This window comes from Paraburkholderia strydomiana, from assembly GCF_046030495.1.
Classification (GTDB): Bacteria; Pseudomonadota; Gammaproteobacteria; order Burkholderiales; family Burkholderiaceae; genus Paraburkholderia; species Paraburkholderia strydomiana_A.
This window is the reverse complement of sequence record NZ_JAQQCJ010000002.1, coordinates 98,435-113,415: the sequence shown is the minus strand read 5'-3', so window position 1 is coordinate 113,415 and position 14,981 is coordinate 98,435. Positions and strand designations below refer to the sequence as shown.

The following is a 14,981-nucleotide window of genomic DNA, read 5'->3' as shown; positions in this document are numbered from 1 at the left end:
CGGCACTCGTGTCATGCCGGTTAGCGTATTCCCGGAGATCTTGCCGTCTTTCATGAATAGGCCGAGGTTGCTCGCGGCGTCAGCCGGAAACCGACTATTCGCGATTGGAGCGCATGCCCAGACGCATTGCATCGGCTGGCGTCGTGGTAGTCGAGCGCGCTGATGTATTCAGGCGTAAGCCGCGCGTGTCCGCATCGACAACGTCTACGTAAGACTACTGACTGCCGCGTCCGATGATTTCATTGCGAACCGCTAGCCGACTATTGACGGACTGCACACCGGGCACGCCCTTCGCCGTGTCGATCGCGAGATCGACCTGGCTCGCCTCGGGCACGCTGCCGCTCAACGACACGACGCCATCATTCGCACGTACTGTAATGTTCCGAAAGCGCAGTCCCCGATGCCTCGCCTCCTTGAGTGCGCGGCGCACGTCTCGGGCAAGCTGCCTGTTCGCGGCCTTGGCATCCTTGGTGACCTGCACCGGATATGATGCCGCTTGCGCTGACGAGGCAGGTTGCGCCTGCGCGTCGAGACATGCCAGTACGATCACCGCGCCGCCAACCCGTTTGATGAACTGAACCGCTTTCATGCATTTTTCTCCTTTGTCTGGCTCCTGATGAACCTTTCGTTCATCAGGAAGCGAGGCTCATCAGATAGCCTTGTGATGGTTTAAACAATGTGCTTCCAGAACTGCATTAATTCCGCAGCCAGCCGCTTTGCTGTACGCAGCACGACGATCAATCGGTGACGACCTCATTGAACATCGGCAGCGCGGCGAGACTGACCAGACTGCATACGGCCATGTACCAGACCGGCGCATACGGACTTTGGGTGACATTGAGCAGCCACGTCACGATGAACGGAGCAAAGCCACCGAAGAGCGTCACGCCGACGCTGTAGACAATGCCCAGCGAACGTCCGCGGATTTCACGTGGAAAACCCTCGAGCAGCAGAAGAAAGCCCGTCGGATTCGACACTGCCCGAAGACCGACGATCACGGTTACGCTCAACAGAATCGTGATAAGGCTCGGAATCCGAAGCATTAGCGCGAAGGCCGGGTAAAGCAGCAGAACGCCCGCTACGCCGGTCACATATAGCATGGGTTTGCGCCGCTTCAGCCGGTCGGTGAGCTTGCCACCCACCGGCGACACGAACGTTAGAATCAGACCTGCGACGCCGCTAGGCAGAAGCGCCGCAACGCCCGACAGATGTGCGACGTTCATCAGCCAGGACGGAAGATAAAACACCATCACGTACATCGAAGACGTGCCACCGATCATCAGCAACGTGCCAAGCACGATACGGCGCACATCGTATTTCACGTCGCCCGTGGGAATGCCGGGCGCGCGAGGCGCGGCATGCAGAGTCTCGTGAAGATGGTTGCGGATATACAGGCCGACGGGACCGATCAACAAGCCGAGCAAAAACGGCACGCGCCAACCCCAGCTTTCGAGTGCAGCGGGCGATAACGACCGGGTCAACAGCACCCCGCATAGCGCGCCCGCCAAGGCCGAGGCACCCTGACTGGCCAGCTGCCAGCTGACCAGATAGCCGCGCATACCCGGCGCGGCCGATTCCATCAGAAAGGTGGTCGATGCGCCAACCTCGCCGCCCGCCGAAAAGCCCTGAATCAAACGGCCCGCGACGATCAGCAACGGCGCGGCGATACCGATTTGCGCGTAAGTCGGCGCGAGCCCGATGATCGCCGTGCCGAGCGTCATCATCAGGATGGTCAGCATCATCGCCGCCTTGCGGCCACAGCGGTCCGCATAAGCGCCGATCACGATGCCGCCGATCGGCCGGACGACGAAACCGGCGCCAAAGGTCGCAAACGAGAGCAATAGCGGCCCATGCAGTCCGCCCACTGGAAAAAACAGCTTGCCGATCAGCGCTGCGAAAAAGCTGTAGACCGTGAAGTCGAAAAACTCGAGCGCGTTTCCAAGGGACGTCGCCAGGATGACGCGCCGATGCATGGTCGCTTCGGGAACAGCAACGGATTGCCGGTCGTCGTTAAAAGGTACGTCGGTCGCGCAAGTTGTCTTCATATCGCCACTTCAGGTGCAAGGAAACGCGGGTACCCGGCTGACGGCGAGTTATCGTCAGCCGGGTGTTGCGAGCCTCAGAACAGGTGATAGATGCCGACCGATGCGGTCAGCGGCGTGGTCCCGAGTTCGGGCGAGGCCGTACCCGTTTGCAACGGCAAAGGATTACTGTTCAGGATAACTGTGGAAATCCCGTAGTTGCGGATAAAGCCGGCGCGAGCATATAGCGAAGTGCGTTTCGACAGCGAATAGTCGTAGCCGAACATCATGCCGAGCGCGGAATCTTTGGCCGGATTGCCGGCGGCGTCGCGAACGCCGGACGTATCGCGATAGACCACCGACGCGCGCAGTGCATTGCGCCCCCACGGCAAAGTTGCGCCCACCAGATAGGAACGCGCGATGCCGTTGGCCGCGAGATTCGGCGCAACCTGGGCGAACGCGGCCGACAGCACGTAGCTGCCCACGTCGTAGATCGCAGAGACGCCGTAGATATCGTTGCGAACGGTCTGCGACGTGCCCTCGATCTCCACCGGCGAACTCCAGACGCGGTTATACGCGCCTGCCAGATACAGCGAGCCGTTGGTCCACGAAGCGACGACACCCTGGTTCGACGCATACGGAGAAACGCCGTTCGTACCATTGAATGCATACATGAACGTCGCGCCAAAGCCGGCGACACGCGGCGTCGTCCAGGTCATCGAATTGCTTTCGCGCACGAGAATCTGACTCGATCCCGGACCCAGGTCCGCGTTGTAGCCGACGCCCTTCGGTGTCTGCACTGCGCCGCCCGCGAGCCAGGTGACCACCGAGTTGGTGGTCACCTCGCCGAACGGATCGATGAACTGCGGCAGATTCGCAGTGGGCTGAAGACCGAAGCGCACCACGCCCCAGCTAGCCGAATTGAGCCCCACCCACGCGGCGCGATCGAACAAGGTGTTGCTGGTGCCGAAGGTGCCGGTGTTGGCCATGAAGCCGCTTTCGAGGTTGAACTCCGCCTTCAGGCCACCGCCGAGATCTTCACGACCGAAAAGCCCGAACTGCGAAGTATGGACACCCCCGCTCTGCGTCTGCCAGCGCGACGTCCCGCTGACGCTCTGATAGTTGAACCCCATGTCGACCGCACCGTACAGCGAAATGCCGCTGCGCTGCGAACTCTCGATCTGCGGCCACTGGGACAGCTCGTTTAGCAGATAGGAGTCCGCGAATGCCGCGTGAGAAAGCAGCGCCATACCCGCTGCGCAAACAGTCTTCTTATAGTTCATCTGCATCCCCGATATGGACTTGAATTGTGCGAGCCAGCCGGGCGCGACACCCGGCGTGCAATTGCGAATCTCAGACGCTCTCAGACGCTCAGGTACTGCTCGACCAGGGTGGCCCAGTAGCTGACGCCGATCGGCAAGGCCTGATCGTTGAAGTCGTAGCCGGGGTTGTGGATCATGCAGCTGCCATGGCCTTGCGCCCCATTGCCGAGCGCGACATAGCAGCCGGGGACCTTTTCGAGCATCCACGAGAAGTCTTCACCGCCCATCATTCCGGGCGGCAAGGGCAGAATGTTGTCGGCGCCGACGACCGCGGCGATTGCCTGACGCGCCAGTTCGGTTTCTTTTGGCGTGTTCATCAGCACGCGTGTCACCGCCTGATAGTCGATGTGCGCCGTGACGCCGAAGCTGCGCGCCTGGCTTTCGACGATCTCGCGCAAGCGGGTTTCGATCAGTTGCTGGACCTTCGTATTGAGCGTGCGCACCGTCATCAGGATGGTGGCCGTCGACGGTACGACGTTGTGCGCCGTGCCGGCCTGGATCGCGCCCACCGTCACGACGGCGGCCTCGGCTGGTGGAACGTTGCGCGACATGATGGTTTGCAGCGCCATCACGATGCTGGCGGCTGCGACCACAGGATCGCGCGCGAGATGCGGCATCGCACCGTGCATGCCCTCGCCGGTTAGCTTGATCGTCACGAGATCGGCCGACGCCATCATCGCGCCGGGTTGCACGATGAACTGGCCGACCGGCAGGCCCGGCGCATTGTGCAACGCGTAGACAGCGTCGCACGGGAAGCGCTCGAACAGGCCTTCTTCCATCATCCGCGCCGCGCCGCCAAGACCTTCTTCCGCCGGTTGGAAAATCAGGTTCAGCGTGCCGTTGATTCGGCGGCTCTGCGCGAAGTAGTGAGCCGCGGCCAGCAGGATCGCCGTATGGCCGTCATGCCCGCATGCATGCATCTTGCCGTGCACCTGGCTTGCGTACGGCAGCCCCGTGTCTTCGATGATCGGAAGCGCGTCCATGTCCGCGCGCAGGCCGATCGAACACGGGCCGTCGCCGAGCTTCAGGCGGCCAACCACACCTGTGCCACCCACGCCCTCGGTCACTTCATAACCCCAGGCGTTCAGTTTTTCCGCGACGAGGCGGCTCGTTTCGAGTTCTTCGAAACCCAGTTCCGGATGGGCGTGAATACGCTGGCGCAACTCGATGAATTGCGCCGCTTGCTCGCGAATCGCGGGATCGATATTTACAGTTTGGGACAACACCGCCTCCTCGGACAGACCCTTCAAACACACGCGCAATCAGGCTCAACGCGTTCTGGGAAGCGAGTCTACGAGGTCGTAGGCGGAGAAAAACATGATAAAGTTTTATACCAATAACCGTTGGTTATAGTATTTACCCTAAGGTAATAATGGCCATCAAGCTCCATCAGCTTCGAGCGCTGGTGGCGGTCGCCGATCATGGCAGCGTGATCGGCGCGTCACGCGCGCTGTTCGTCAGTCAGCCGGCCGTCACCAAGGCCATTCGTGAACTGGAATCCGATCTCGGCATCACCCTCCTCGGCCGCACGGTCAGTGGCGTCGTGCTCACGCCGAGCGGCGAGTCGCTGTTGCAGCGCGCACGGCTGATCGTCTGCGAACTGGAGCGCGCCGAGCAGCAGATGGCGACGGAACGGGGCGCGCTGGAAGGCAAGGTCACGGTGGGCGTCTCGCCGCTCGCCGCGCTGACGCTTTTGCCGGATGCCTATGCGCGGTTTCGCCAGGACATGCCGCAGGTCAACGTGGAGTTTCTCGAACAGACGGCCACGCGGCTGCTGGACGGTCTGCGCCAGGGCTCGCTCGACTTTGCGCTGGCCGCGTCCTACGAGGGCGTGTCGGACGCGTCGATCGAGTGCACCGAAGTCTTGACGGTTCCATTGGCGTTTGCCGTGCGCAAGAGCGGCAAGCTGGCCAATGCCACCTCACTGGAAGATCTGCGCGACGCGGAGTGGATTCATTCCGACACGAGCAACGCGTACCCGCAGTTCATTGCCACGCTGTTCGACCAGCACGGTTTGCCGCCGCCGCGCCGGATCACGCGCTGCACGTCGCAATCGCTGCTCTACAGCCTCGCCATTTCGCTCGACACGGTCATGGCATGGGCGTCGCACACGCTCGAACTTGCCAATGCGAACGGCCAGTTCCGCAAGCTCGATTTCATCGAGACGTCGCATCACGCCAGGCTGCAATTGATGCGTCGCGAAGGCGCAATCCTCACTCGCCCCGCCGAGTATTTCATTCGCTGCATCGTGAACACGAGTGCGATATTCGCGCATCCGGTGATCTAGCAGATACGCTTTAGCGCGATGCGCCTTGTCCGATTCAAGGGCGCGGCTTGTGCGAATCGTTGAGAAAAAAATCTCACACACTGCCATGGTGCACTGCAGTGTGATCTCCCACGGCACGCGTGCTAAAAAACGTCCTGTACGTTTCGGCAGCGCAGACATACGGCGCCACAAGTGGCGCACAATGCCTCCTGCACCCTGCTCGCGCTGAATTCGCCCGGAGGTTCGTGATGCCGTATGTTCCGTCGACCCAGCATATCGACCGCGTCTGCAACGTCATCGAAGGGCGGACGGTGCGGCCAGGCGTCGACGGCAAACGGCTCGCGTCGTCGTACCAGCGCTCGCTCGAGCAATACCATCTCGACCCCGGCGCAACCGCCGGTCCGCGCGTTCTCACGGTTCCCGAATTGCGCGACGTGCAGCATCGCGAAGAAACCTTCCTGCGCGCCTCGGGCCAGTGTCTGTCGCGGCTGCATGAAATGGTGCGCGAAGCCGACTACTGCGTGATGCTCACCGACGCGCAAGGCGTGACCATCGACTACCGGGTCGATCGCGACCGTCGCCACGACTTCAAGCGCGCGGGCCTCTATCTCGGTTCGTGCTGGTCGGAGAGCGAAGAAGGTACATGCGGTGTCGCCTCCGTGCTGCTCGACGCGGAACCGATCACCGTTCACAGAACGGATCACTTTCGCGCGGCGTTCACCACGCTGACTTGCAGCGCATCGCCCATCTTCGGCTTGCACGGCGAACTGCTCGGCGTGCTGGATGCGTCGGCGGTGCGCTCGCCCGACGAGCGCGAGAGCCAGCGGCTCGTCAATCACATCGTGCGGCAAAGCGCGCTGTTGATCGAAGACGCGTACTTCCTCAACGCGGCGACCGACTGCTGGGTGCTGCTCGCGCACCGCAATCGCCACTACGTGGAGGCCCAGCCGGAAATCCTGATCGCCATCGACGCGTGCGGCAACGCGATCGCCGCGAACCGGCGCGCGCGCGAATGCGTGCCGGCCCTCACGCGGTTGCCGCGCCACGTCACCGAGCTCTTCGATGTCCCGGCGGAGCGTCTGTTCGAAGCCAAGGCGAGCCGCGGCCTCGTCTCGCTCAGATTGAACGACACCGGTTCGACACTGTATGCGCGCGTGCGGCCGCCGCCCGTCGCGCGTATGCCGAAGCGACCCGCACCGCCGCCGCGCGGCGCCGCCGCATCACAGTCCACGCCCGCGCCGCCTTCCGCCATGTCCGAAAGCGACGCGCTCGAACGCAGCCGCATCGTCGCGGCCATGGGCGAGGCGAAGTGGCGCGCGGAGCAAGCCGCGCAAGCGCTGGGCATGTCACGCGCGACGCTGTACCGGCGCATTGCCAAGCTCGGCATCCTGCCGCCGCACAAGTGTTAGCAACGCCGCATCGATTCCCTTAGCGGGCGCAGAACCCGCCTGTCCATCGAAGTTAGATATCCGTATTGTATGGAGGAGCAACCATGTCTGAAAACAACGCCAACCGGCCCATCTCCAGTGTTCTGGAATCACTCGAAGCCGCGCTGAAACGCGGCGATACGGCAGCGGCCGTCGAACTGTTCCAACCCAATTGCTATTGGCGCGATCTGGTCGCGTTCACCTGGAACATCAAGACCATGGAAGGCCGCGAGCAGATCGCCGCGATGCTGGATGCGCAACTCGGCGCGATCAAGCCATCGAAGCTGAAGCTCGCCGAAGGCGAGCCCGAGCCGCAAACCGATGCGAACGGCGTGACCCAAGGCTGGATTACGTTCGAAACCGAAGTGGCGCGCGGCAGCGGCTTCATTCGTCTGAAGGACGGCCGGATCTGGACCCTGCTCACGACAATGGCCGAGCTCAAAGGCCACGAAGAACCCAAAGGACCGAAGCGGCCGATGGGCGCCGAGCATGGCGCGCGTCCCGAGCGCACCAGTTGGAAAGAAAATCGCGAGGCCGAACTCGACGCGCTAGGCAACTCGTCGCAGCCTTACTGCCTGATCGTCGGCGGCGGGCAAGGCGGGATTGGTCTGGGGGCGAGACTGCGGCAGCTCGGCGTGCCGACCATCATCGTCGATAAGAACGAAAGACCCGGCGACGCCTGGCGCAAACGCTACAAAACGCTTTGTCTGCATGATCCGGTCTGGTACGACCATATGCCGTATCTGCCCTTCCCCGACAACTGGCCGGTCTTCACGCCGAAAGACAAGATCGGCGACTGGCTCGAGATGTACACGAAGGTGATGGAGCTGAACTACTGGGGGTCGACCACCTGCAAGTCCGCCCGTTATGACGAAACGAAAGGCGAATGGATCGTCGAAGTCGAACGTGACGGTCGTGCCATCACATTGCGGCCCAAGCAACTCGTGCTCGCCACTGGGATGTCGGGCAAGCCGAACGTGCCGAACTTCAAGGGCATGGACGTGTTCAAGGGCGAGCAGCATCATTCGTCCAAACACCCTGGGCCGGACGGGTATCGCGGCAAAAAGGTCGTCGTGATCGGCGCGAACAATTCGGCGCACGACATTTGCGCCGCGCTGTGGGAAGCGGGCGTCGACGTGACGATGGTGCAGCGTTCGTCCACTCACATCGTCAAGTCGGACTCGCTGATGGAACTGGCGCTGGGCGATCTGTATTCGGAGCGCGCAGTGGCGGCCGGCATGACGACGCCGAAAGCGGATCTGACCTTCGCCTCGATTCCGTACGCGATACTTCACGAATTCCAGATCCCGGTATTCAACGCGATCAGGGAACGCGACGCCGAGTTCTACGACCGGCTGGAAAAGAGCGGCTTCATGCTCGATTTCGGCGATGACGATTCCGGGCTCTTCATGAAGTACCTGCGGCGCGGCTCGGGATACTACATCGACGTCGGCGCGTCGGACCTGGTGGCCAATGGCCAGATCAAACTGAAAAGCGGCGTCGACGTGGTGGAGTTGAAGGAGCACTCGGTGCTGCTGAGCGACGGCAGCGAACTCGAAGCGGACGTGGTCGTGTACGCAACGGGATATGGCTCGATGAACGGCTGGGCCGCCGACCTGATCTCGCGCGAGGTCGCCGACAAGGTGGGCAAGGTCTGGGGACTCGGTTCGAACACGACCAAAGACCCGGGGCCATGGGAAGGCGAGCAACGCAACATGTGGAAGCCGACGCAGCAGGCGGCGCTCTGGTTCCACGGCGGCAATCTGCATCAGTCGCGTCACTACTCGCAGTACCTGTCACTGCAACTGAAGGCTCGGATGGAGGGTATCGCGACGCCGGTGTTCGGGTTGCAGGAGGTTCATCACCAATCGTAGTGGGCCGGATCGCGGGATGCGGCCAGATGATGGCCGCCGCGATCGTGACATAGCCCTTGGTGAAAAGCATTGGGTGCAGCGGCACGTTGCCGATCGCGGCGCCGCTGCGCCCAATCGCCGCCCCATCGCGCGAGCCGTGAACCGGCATCGATGGGACCGGCTGACACTACTGCGCCGCGTCGCGCAAGTCCCTGATGTGCTGATAGACGGTCGCGCGTCCCATCCCCAGGACGTTCGCGACATAATTCGCCGCGCTCTTGCCCTTGAATGCGCCCTCCTCCCACAGCGCGGCGACGAGTTCGCGCCGATGATCGCGCGTCAGCGAATTGAGCGCCAACTGGCGCTCCTGAAGCCAGCCATGGAGGAATGTGTTGATCCGTTCCTGCCAGTCGTCCTTGAACAGTTCCTCCGGTTGCTTCACCACACCGACGCCCGAAATCACGAGGTCGATCACGTGCTTCACCTCTTCGAACACGGCGATGTTGTAGTTCACGCACATCACACCTGAAGCGCCGCCCTCGTCGTCGAGCAGCACCGTGCTGACGCAACGCATGCGCCGGCCGTCCCAATTGATCTTCTCGTACGGACCGATCGTGCCGGGCTGCGCGACGTGATCGATCTCTTCCAGCGCGGAGTCGTCGCCCAACTCCCGCTTCGACAGATTGTTGGCGATGTACGCGATGGTCTGGCTGTGAAGGTCGTGAATGACGATTTCGACGTAGGGAAAAAACAGAAGCGCGATACCGTCGGCGACGCGGCTATAGCGGTCGAGCAACTGTCGGCGAGCCGGGGTGGATTTTGTCTTTCGCATGAAGGTCGGGGAGGTTCCTGGGGCGCGGCATGCCGGGCATGGTGCTGCGCGACATGCCGCCGCCCCTATTGGTCCGTACTATTTTGCCATGGGGCGCCGCGCGCTCAGATATCGAAACAGCTCATACGCGATCGCCACATCTTCCAGGCCGAGTCCGATCGAACGGAAGAATGCGTGCCGCTGGTACGACGGCTTATCCGCTTTGCCGCTCGCCAGCTCGGGCAGGTCACCCACGACGCTCTGCGGCGACCATCCGTGCAGTTCGGCCGCCAGCTTCATTTCACCGGCACTCGCGGGCGTGGTGCGGCGGTAGTCGCAATACACGTCCATCTGCGGCAACCACGCGGGCGGAATCTCATGCGCGTGGGCCACGTTGGTGCTGATCGACGTGATCAGCGCCGGCTTCGTCAGCATGCCTTCGGCCAGCACCGGCGTGCCCGACGAGGTACACAAGGCCACCACGTCCGCGTCGCGGACGCACTCTTCGAGCGTCGCGCAGACACTCATGCGCGGGTCCAGCGCGGTGACGGCGGCACGCTGTGCCGCGTTGCCGTGCAGATTCGGCGAAAAAACGTGGATCGAATCCCACGGACGCAACGGCGCAATGTGGCGCAGATGCGCCAGACCGACGGCGCCGGCACCGACGATCGCGAGCCGGCGCGCGCCGGGCGCCGCGAGATGTTCGACGGCGAGCGCGGTAGCGCCGGCCGTACGCTCGACAGTCAGCAGACCCGCATCGCACCACATCAACGGCTGGCCGCTTTCCATCGACATCAGCGCGGTCCAGGCGGTGATGATCGGCTTCGCGCCCGTGACGATGTACGGCGACATCTTCGCCCCGAACACCTTCGCGTCTGCAATCGCGCCAAGGTACGTGATGAAATCGCCCGCGTTCGCGGGAAACAGCGTGAGGCTTTGCGGCGGCTGCACTGCCTGCTCGCCATGCAGTGCGCGAAACATCTCCGTCAAGGCGCGGCGCACGTCCAGCTCGGGCAGCGCGTTGCGCACCGCCTTCTCGTGGACGATGAGCGGGGTTGTCGTTTCGCTGTGGTTCATGTGTCTGCTCTCCAGGTCGGTGCCAGCGGTCCGGCATGGGCTCAATTCTAAATTTAAAGTCCAGTCTGGATTATTTTTTTTGAAATGCCTTGCAATTATCGCCGTCCAGAATAGACTCATGTTCCAGAACAGCGACAAGGCCGCGTCCATGCGATGGCTCCGCGGCAAGCTCATGCTGTTTCATTTGGCCCCTTTCTAGCGATCTCAACCACGCCTGGACCCATCATGATTCTCAAGCTCTCGCTTTCCGTTTGCCTTGCTGCCGCCCTGGTCAGCGTGGCAGGCGCAGCCAATGCCGAAACCGCCGGCACTTTGCGTTTCGGCATCGAGGCAGCGTACCCGCCGTTCGAGAGCAAGTCGCCGGCCGGCCAGTTGCAGGGCTTCGACGTCGATGTCGGCAATGCGGTCTGCGCGAAGATGGGCGTGAAGTGCGTCTGGGTGGAGAACTCGTTCGACGGTCTGATTCCGGCGCTGCAGGCGCGCAAGTTCGACGTCATCAACTCAGCGATGAACATCACCGCGAAGCGCAAGCAAAGCATTGATTTCACGCCGCCGATCTATATCGTGCCCATCGTGATGGTGGTCAAGCACGGCTCGCCGTTACTGCCCAACGTGAAGAGCTTGCAGGGCAAACGCGTGGGCGTTCTGCAAGGATCGTCGCAGGAGGACTTCCTGAAGCAGCACTGGGCGAATGCGGGCGTGTCGATCGTCTCGTATCAGGACCAGGATCAGGTGTATAGCGATCTCACGGCGGGTCGCCTCGACGCCGCGGTGCAGGAAGCACAGACGGCTCAGGATGGATTTCTCGACAAGCCGGCCGGGCGTGACTATATGATCGTCGGCGAGCCGCTGAAAGACCCGGCGACACTCGGCGAAGGCACCGGCTTCGGGTTGCGCAAGGGCGACAAGACGCTGGAGAGCAAAGTCAACGCCGCGCTCGACGCACTGAAGAAAGACGGCACGCTGAGCAATCTGTCGGTCAAGTATTTCAAGCGCGACATCATTGCGAAGTAACGCGTGAAATAAGCGCCTCCCGGCCCGCGAGCAGCGGGCTCCTCCCGCGCGAACCGGCGCGGGGAACAGAGCCAGTCTATGGATTTCGATGTAATCGTATTGGGTGCCGGCATCGTCGGCGTGTCGTCCGCCCTGCATCTGCAGGATCGCGGACGCCGCGTCGCGCTGATCGATCGGCGCGGGCCCGGTGAGGAAACCAGTTTCGGCAACGCGGGGCTGATCGAGAGTTCGTCGATCGTGCCGTACGGCTTTCCCCGCCGTCTGGGCACATTGCTGCGCTACGCGCGCAATCAATCGACCGACCTTTACTGGGACTACCGCGCGCTTCCCGCATTCGCCGCATGGCTCGGCCGTTTCTGGTGGGAGTCGTCACCCGCACGGTTGGCGACGGCGGCGCGCGATATGTTGCCGCTGATCCGGCACAGCGTCGCCGAACACGATGCGCTGATCGCGCGAGCGGGTCTTGAACGACTCGCGCACGACGGCGGCTGGATCGAAGCATTTCGCACGCAAAGCGAGTTGGACCATCAGACGAAGGTGGCCGAAGCCGCCGCGCGCGACCACGGTCTGCGCGTGCAACCCCTCGATGCGGCTGCATTGCGCGTCAAGGAGCCCGGCATTGGCGCAGGATTTTGCGGCGCGTTGCATTGGCAGGATCCGAAGAGCATCTCCGATCCGGGCGCGCTGACGAAAGGGTATGCGCGTCTATTCGAACAGGCCGGCGGCACGCTGCTGAACGGCGACGCCACCACGCTGCGCGCGCGCGGCGACGCGTGGACCGTTCAGAGCAATGGCGGAGAAATCAGTGCGAAGGAAGTAGTGGTCGCGCTCGGACCCTGGTCGGACACGGTGTTCGCGCCGCTCGGCTATCGCATTCCGTTGCGCGCGAAACGTGGCTATCACATGCACTATCGTCCCACGCAGACGATCCTGTCCGTGCCCGTGGTCGACACCGAAGAAGGCTACGTGATTGCGCCCATGCGCGGCGGCTTGCGGCTCACCACCGGCGTCGAAATTGCGCGGCGTGAAGCCGCGCCCACCGGGATTCAACTCGCGCGCGCCGAACGCATCGCCAAACCGGCCTTCGGCCTGGGCGAGCGTCTGGACGACGCGCCGTGGCTCGGGCTGCGGCCCTGCACGCCCGACATGCGGCCTGTGATCGGGCGCGCGCCTCGACATCGAGGCCTGTGGTTCGCGTTCGGCCACAATCATCACGGCTTGACGCTCGGCCCCGTCAGCGGACGTTTGCTGGCGGAGATGATGACGGGCGCGGCGCCGTTCATCGACGTGCGTCCGTTCCGTCCCGAGCGGTTCCGATAGACAGGGCTGGCGGCGAAAACTCGCCCTGTACCCGAAAGAACTTCTTCCGAATGAGCACCCGGCCATGCCTTTGAACGGCATGGTCGTCGCACTTGCGCAACCCCACACGCGCTCGCAGGGGTGTCGCCGACAAGGCGCCTGGTGGTTTCCCGAACACGGCTGAATGCGGCTCACCGCATGGCGGTTTACCCTTTACGTATTTATTTTGAAATATTGGATACAGAAATCCAATCGATGTAGACTGCGTCAACGGTAGGCACACCAGGCGCTGATCTAACTCATCGAATCCCATGTCGACTCCCGCAGTGACCGCAGAAGAAGAAGCGTATCGCTACCTGTTCGACGCGATTTGCCAGGGCCGCTACACGACGGGGCAGCGCATCGTGGCGGAAAGTATCGGCGCGGAATTGTCGATGAGCCGCATGCCCGTGCGCGAAGCATTGCGCCGCCTGCATAGCGAGGGCCTCGTCATTCTGCGTCCGAACCGGGGGGCGATCGTCAAAGGGCTCGACGTCGACGAGCTTCGCGATATCTTCGACATGCGCGCGGCGCTGGAGGGCCTAGCGATCCGCGTCGCGGCTCCGCGCTGCACCGACGCGCATCTGTCGACGCTAGAGCGCATGCTTGACGACATGGACGCCTGCGTCGACAACACCGAACTGTGGGTCCAGCGCCATTGCGCGTTTCATCAATACGTGTGCGGCATCAGCGGCCGCCCGCGTCTGATCCGCGAAATCGCATCGCTCTACACGTTGATCGAGGGGCCGATGCGGCTGTGGATGGAACAGGTCACCTCCAAACGACGCCGCGCGCGCGACGCACATCAGGAAATTCTCGACGCGCTACGCGCGCGCGATCCCGTATTGGCCGAACAGGTCCTGCATGAGCATGCGTCATCCACCGTGTCGCGCCTGATCGCCTTCATGGAGAGCTCGCCTCCTGCGCCGCCTCACACGTGAGCCCCTTTTCCCCATCGATTTCATATTCAGCACAGGCTTTCGTCTGTCGTTGCTGCATGTCATTACAAATAGGAGCACGTCTATGTCGGGTCGTCACATCAAGCGCCTTCGCTTCGGATTCCTTTTCACCGGACTAGTGCTTGCCCTGCATACGGGCGCGAGCGCCGCAGCGGATACCCGGCAGCTGGGTCTTCTACAGGAACACACCCTCACCTACTGTTCGAGCATGGACGCGCCGCCGCTGGCTTCGTTCGATCTGGAGCAACGTCCTCAAGGGTTCTCCATCGATGTCGCGCAAGATGTCGCGAAGTCGCTCAACCTGAAGATCGACTGGCGCATCGTGCCCTTCAGCGGCATGATCCCGGCGCTCAAGGCGCATCAATGCGATCTGATCATCAGCCAGCTCTTCGACAAACCGGAGCGCCGCGAGGTCATCGACATCATCGACTATATGTATTCGAGTCAGTCGATTCTGGTGCCGCACGGCAATCCGAAGAACATCAAGGCGCTCGCCGATCTCGCCGGCATGAAAGTCGCGGTGATCAATGGGTCCACCATTCGCAGCCTGCTCGAAAAGGAAAATGCGACGCTTACCGCGGCCGGCAAAGCGCCGATGAACATCGTCGTATTCGGTCAGGACGCCGACGCTTTCCAGGCCTTCCGTCTGCAGCAGGTCGACGCCTATGGCACGACCGCCGAGAGCGCCGCGCACTTTCGCAGCGTCACCGGCGACACGTTCCAGGAAGCCCTCCCCTCTTTCAACCGCATCCCGACCGGCATCGGCGCGCGCAAAGACGAACCGTTGAGCAGCGCCGTCAAACAGGCTGTCGCCGACCTGGTGCACAGCGATCGCTACACGCAGTTGCTGAAAAAGTGGAAGCTCGAAAACGACCGTTTCTAAACGTGGAATG

13 protein-coding genes are annotated in these 14,981 nt (G+C 62.4%); 7 read left to right on the top strand and 6 right to left on the bottom strand.

The genetic code is table 11. From position 1 onward, the window contains the following. Positions 1 to 214: 214 nt before the first annotated feature. The 4 genes from PQQ53_RS03685 to PQQ53_RS03670 form a co-directional block, all read right to left on the bottom strand. Positions 215 to 589, bottom strand: coding sequence for a BON domain-containing protein (locus tag PQQ53_RS03685; RefSeq protein ID WP_408141066.1), 375 nt, complete (start codon positions 587 to 589; stop codon positions 215 to 217). A 148-nt stretch (positions 590 to 737) separates the two neighbouring features. Beyond that, complete coding sequence (locus PQQ53_RS03680; protein WP_408323363.1) at positions 738 to 1,973, bottom strand: MFS transporter; 1,236 nt, start codon at positions 1,971 to 1,973, stop codon at positions 738 to 740. 146 nt (positions 1,974 to 2,119) lie between these two features. After that, positions 2,120 to 3,304: a porin gene (locus PQQ53_RS03675; RefSeq protein WP_408141062.1), complete on the bottom strand. Its 1,185-nt coding sequence runs from the start codon at positions 3,302 to 3,304 to the stop codon at positions 2,120 to 2,122. Positions 3,305 to 3,384: 80 nt separating this feature from the next. Then, positions 3,385 to 4,566 carry a M20 aminoacylase family protein gene (locus PQQ53_RS03670; RefSeq protein ID WP_408323321.1) on the bottom strand — a complete coding sequence of 394 codons (1,182 nt, stop codon included), beginning with the start codon at positions 4,564 to 4,566 and terminating at the stop codon, positions 3,385 to 3,387. Between the two features lie 149 nt (positions 4,567 to 4,715). Between PQQ53_RS03670 and PQQ53_RS03665 the strand changes: the two genes are divergently transcribed. The 3 genes from PQQ53_RS03665 to PQQ53_RS03655 all read left to right on the top strand — a co-directional run bounded on the left by PQQ53_RS03665 (position 4,716) and on the right by PQQ53_RS03655 (position 8,910). After that, positions 4,716 to 5,630, top strand: a complete 915-nt coding sequence (locus tag PQQ53_RS03665) for a LysR substrate-binding domain-containing protein (protein WP_408323320.1) — start codon at positions 4,716 to 4,718, stop codon at positions 5,628 to 5,630. 227 nt (positions 5,631 to 5,857) lie between these two features. Then, the gene (locus PQQ53_RS03660; RefSeq protein ID WP_408323319.1) at positions 5,858 to 7,018 is read left to right on the top strand and encodes a GAF domain-containing protein; all 1,161 of its coding nucleotides are present in this window, start codon (positions 5,858 to 5,860) and stop codon (positions 7,016 to 7,018) included. Between the two features lie 83 nt (positions 7,019 to 7,101). Further along, a complete protein-coding gene (locus tag PQQ53_RS03655) occupies positions 7,102 to 8,910 on the top strand; it encodes an NAD(P)/FAD-dependent oxidoreductase (protein ID WP_408152170.1) in 1,809 nt (602 codons plus the stop codon). Between the two features lie 166 nt (positions 8,911 to 9,076). On the opposite strand, the gene PQQ53_RS03650 is transcribed toward PQQ53_RS03655, so the two are convergent. Together PQQ53_RS03650 and PQQ53_RS03645 are read right to left on the bottom strand one after the other, a co-directional pair. Beyond that, on the bottom strand, positions 9,077 to 9,721 hold the full coding sequence (locus tag PQQ53_RS03650; RefSeq protein WP_408323318.1) for a helix-turn-helix transcriptional regulator: 645 nt from the start codon (positions 9,719 to 9,721) through the stop codon (positions 9,077 to 9,079). Between the two features lie 78 nt (positions 9,722 to 9,799). After that, positions 9,800 to 10,777 carry an ornithine cyclodeaminase family protein gene (locus PQQ53_RS03645; RefSeq protein ID WP_408323317.1) on the bottom strand — a complete coding sequence of 326 codons (978 nt, stop codon included), beginning with the start codon at positions 10,775 to 10,777 and terminating at the stop codon, positions 9,800 to 9,802. Between the two features lie 225 nt (positions 10,778 to 11,002). On the opposite strand from PQQ53_RS03645, the gene PQQ53_RS03640 reads away from it, so the two are divergent. The 4 genes from PQQ53_RS03640 to PQQ53_RS03625 all read left to right on the top strand — a co-directional run bounded on the left by PQQ53_RS03640 (position 11,003) and on the right by PQQ53_RS03625 (position 14,971). Continuing rightward, a complete protein-coding gene (locus PQQ53_RS03640; RefSeq protein WP_408141051.1) occupies positions 11,003 to 11,791 on the top strand; it encodes an ABC transporter substrate-binding protein in 789 nt (262 codons plus the stop codon). A gap of 78 nt (positions 11,792 to 11,869) precedes the next feature. Next, the gene (locus PQQ53_RS03635) at positions 11,870 to 13,111 is read left to right on the top strand and encodes an NAD(P)/FAD-dependent oxidoreductase (protein WP_408323316.1); all 1,242 of its coding nucleotides are present in this window, start codon (positions 11,870 to 11,872) and stop codon (positions 13,109 to 13,111) included. Between the two features lie 290 nt (positions 13,112 to 13,401). Next, positions 13,402 to 14,070: a GntR family transcriptional regulator gene (locus PQQ53_RS03630; RefSeq protein WP_408141047.1), complete on the top strand. Its 669-nt coding sequence runs from the start codon at positions 13,402 to 13,404 to the stop codon at positions 14,068 to 14,070. Positions 14,071 to 14,152: 82 nt separating this feature from the next. Next, positions 14,153 to 14,971, top strand: a complete 819-nt coding sequence (locus PQQ53_RS03625; protein ID WP_408141046.1) for an ABC transporter substrate-binding protein — start codon at positions 14,153 to 14,155, stop codon at positions 14,969 to 14,971. The last annotated feature ends 10 nt before the right edge of the window (positions 14,972 to 14,981 follow it).

Excerpts from the sequence above, each read along its gene's own strand:
- PQQ53_RS03625 (WP_408141046.1), top strand. The coding sequence starts at position 14,153 with ATGTCGGGTCGTCACATCAAGCGCCTTCGCTTCGGATTCCTTTTCACC.
- PQQ53_RS03635 (WP_408323316.1), top strand. The coding sequence starts at position 11,870 with ATGGATTTCGATGTAATCGTATTGGGTGCCGGCATCGTCGGCGTGTCG.
- PQQ53_RS03645 (WP_408323317.1), bottom strand. The coding sequence starts at position 10,777 with ATGAACCACAGCGAAACGACAACCCCGCTCATCGTCCACGAGAAGGCG.
- PQQ53_RS03680 (WP_408323363.1), bottom strand. The coding sequence starts at position 1,973 with ATGCATCGGCGCGTCATCCTGGCGACGTCCCTTGGAAACGCGCTCGAG.
- PQQ53_RS03640 (WP_408141051.1), top strand. The coding sequence starts at position 11,003 with ATGATTCTCAAGCTCTCGCTTTCCGTTTGCCTTGCTGCCGCCCTGGTC.
- PQQ53_RS03660 (WP_408323319.1), top strand. The coding sequence starts at position 5,858 with ATGCCGTATGTTCCGTCGACCCAGCATATCGACCGCGTCTGCAACGTC.
- PQQ53_RS03685 (WP_408141066.1), bottom strand. The coding sequence starts at position 589 with ATGAAAGCGGTTCAGTTCATCAAACGGGTTGGCGGCGCGGTGATCGTA.
- PQQ53_RS03665 (WP_408323320.1), top strand. The coding sequence starts at position 4,716 with ATGGCCATCAAGCTCCATCAGCTTCGAGCGCTGGTGGCGGTCGCCGAT.
- PQQ53_RS03675 (WP_408141062.1), bottom strand. The coding sequence starts at position 3,304 with ATGAACTATAAGAAGACTGTTTGCGCAGCGGGTATGGCGCTGCTTTCT.
- PQQ53_RS03650 (WP_408323318.1), bottom strand. The coding sequence starts at position 9,721 with ATGCGAAAGACAAAATCCACCCCGGCTCGCCGACAGTTGCTCGACCGC.
- PQQ53_RS03630 (WP_408141047.1), top strand. The coding sequence starts at position 13,402 with ATGTCGACTCCCGCAGTGACCGCAGAAGAAGAAGCGTATCGCTACCTG.
- PQQ53_RS03655 (WP_408152170.1), top strand. The coding sequence starts at position 7,102 with ATGTCTGAAAACAACGCCAACCGGCCCATCTCCAGTGTTCTGGAATCA.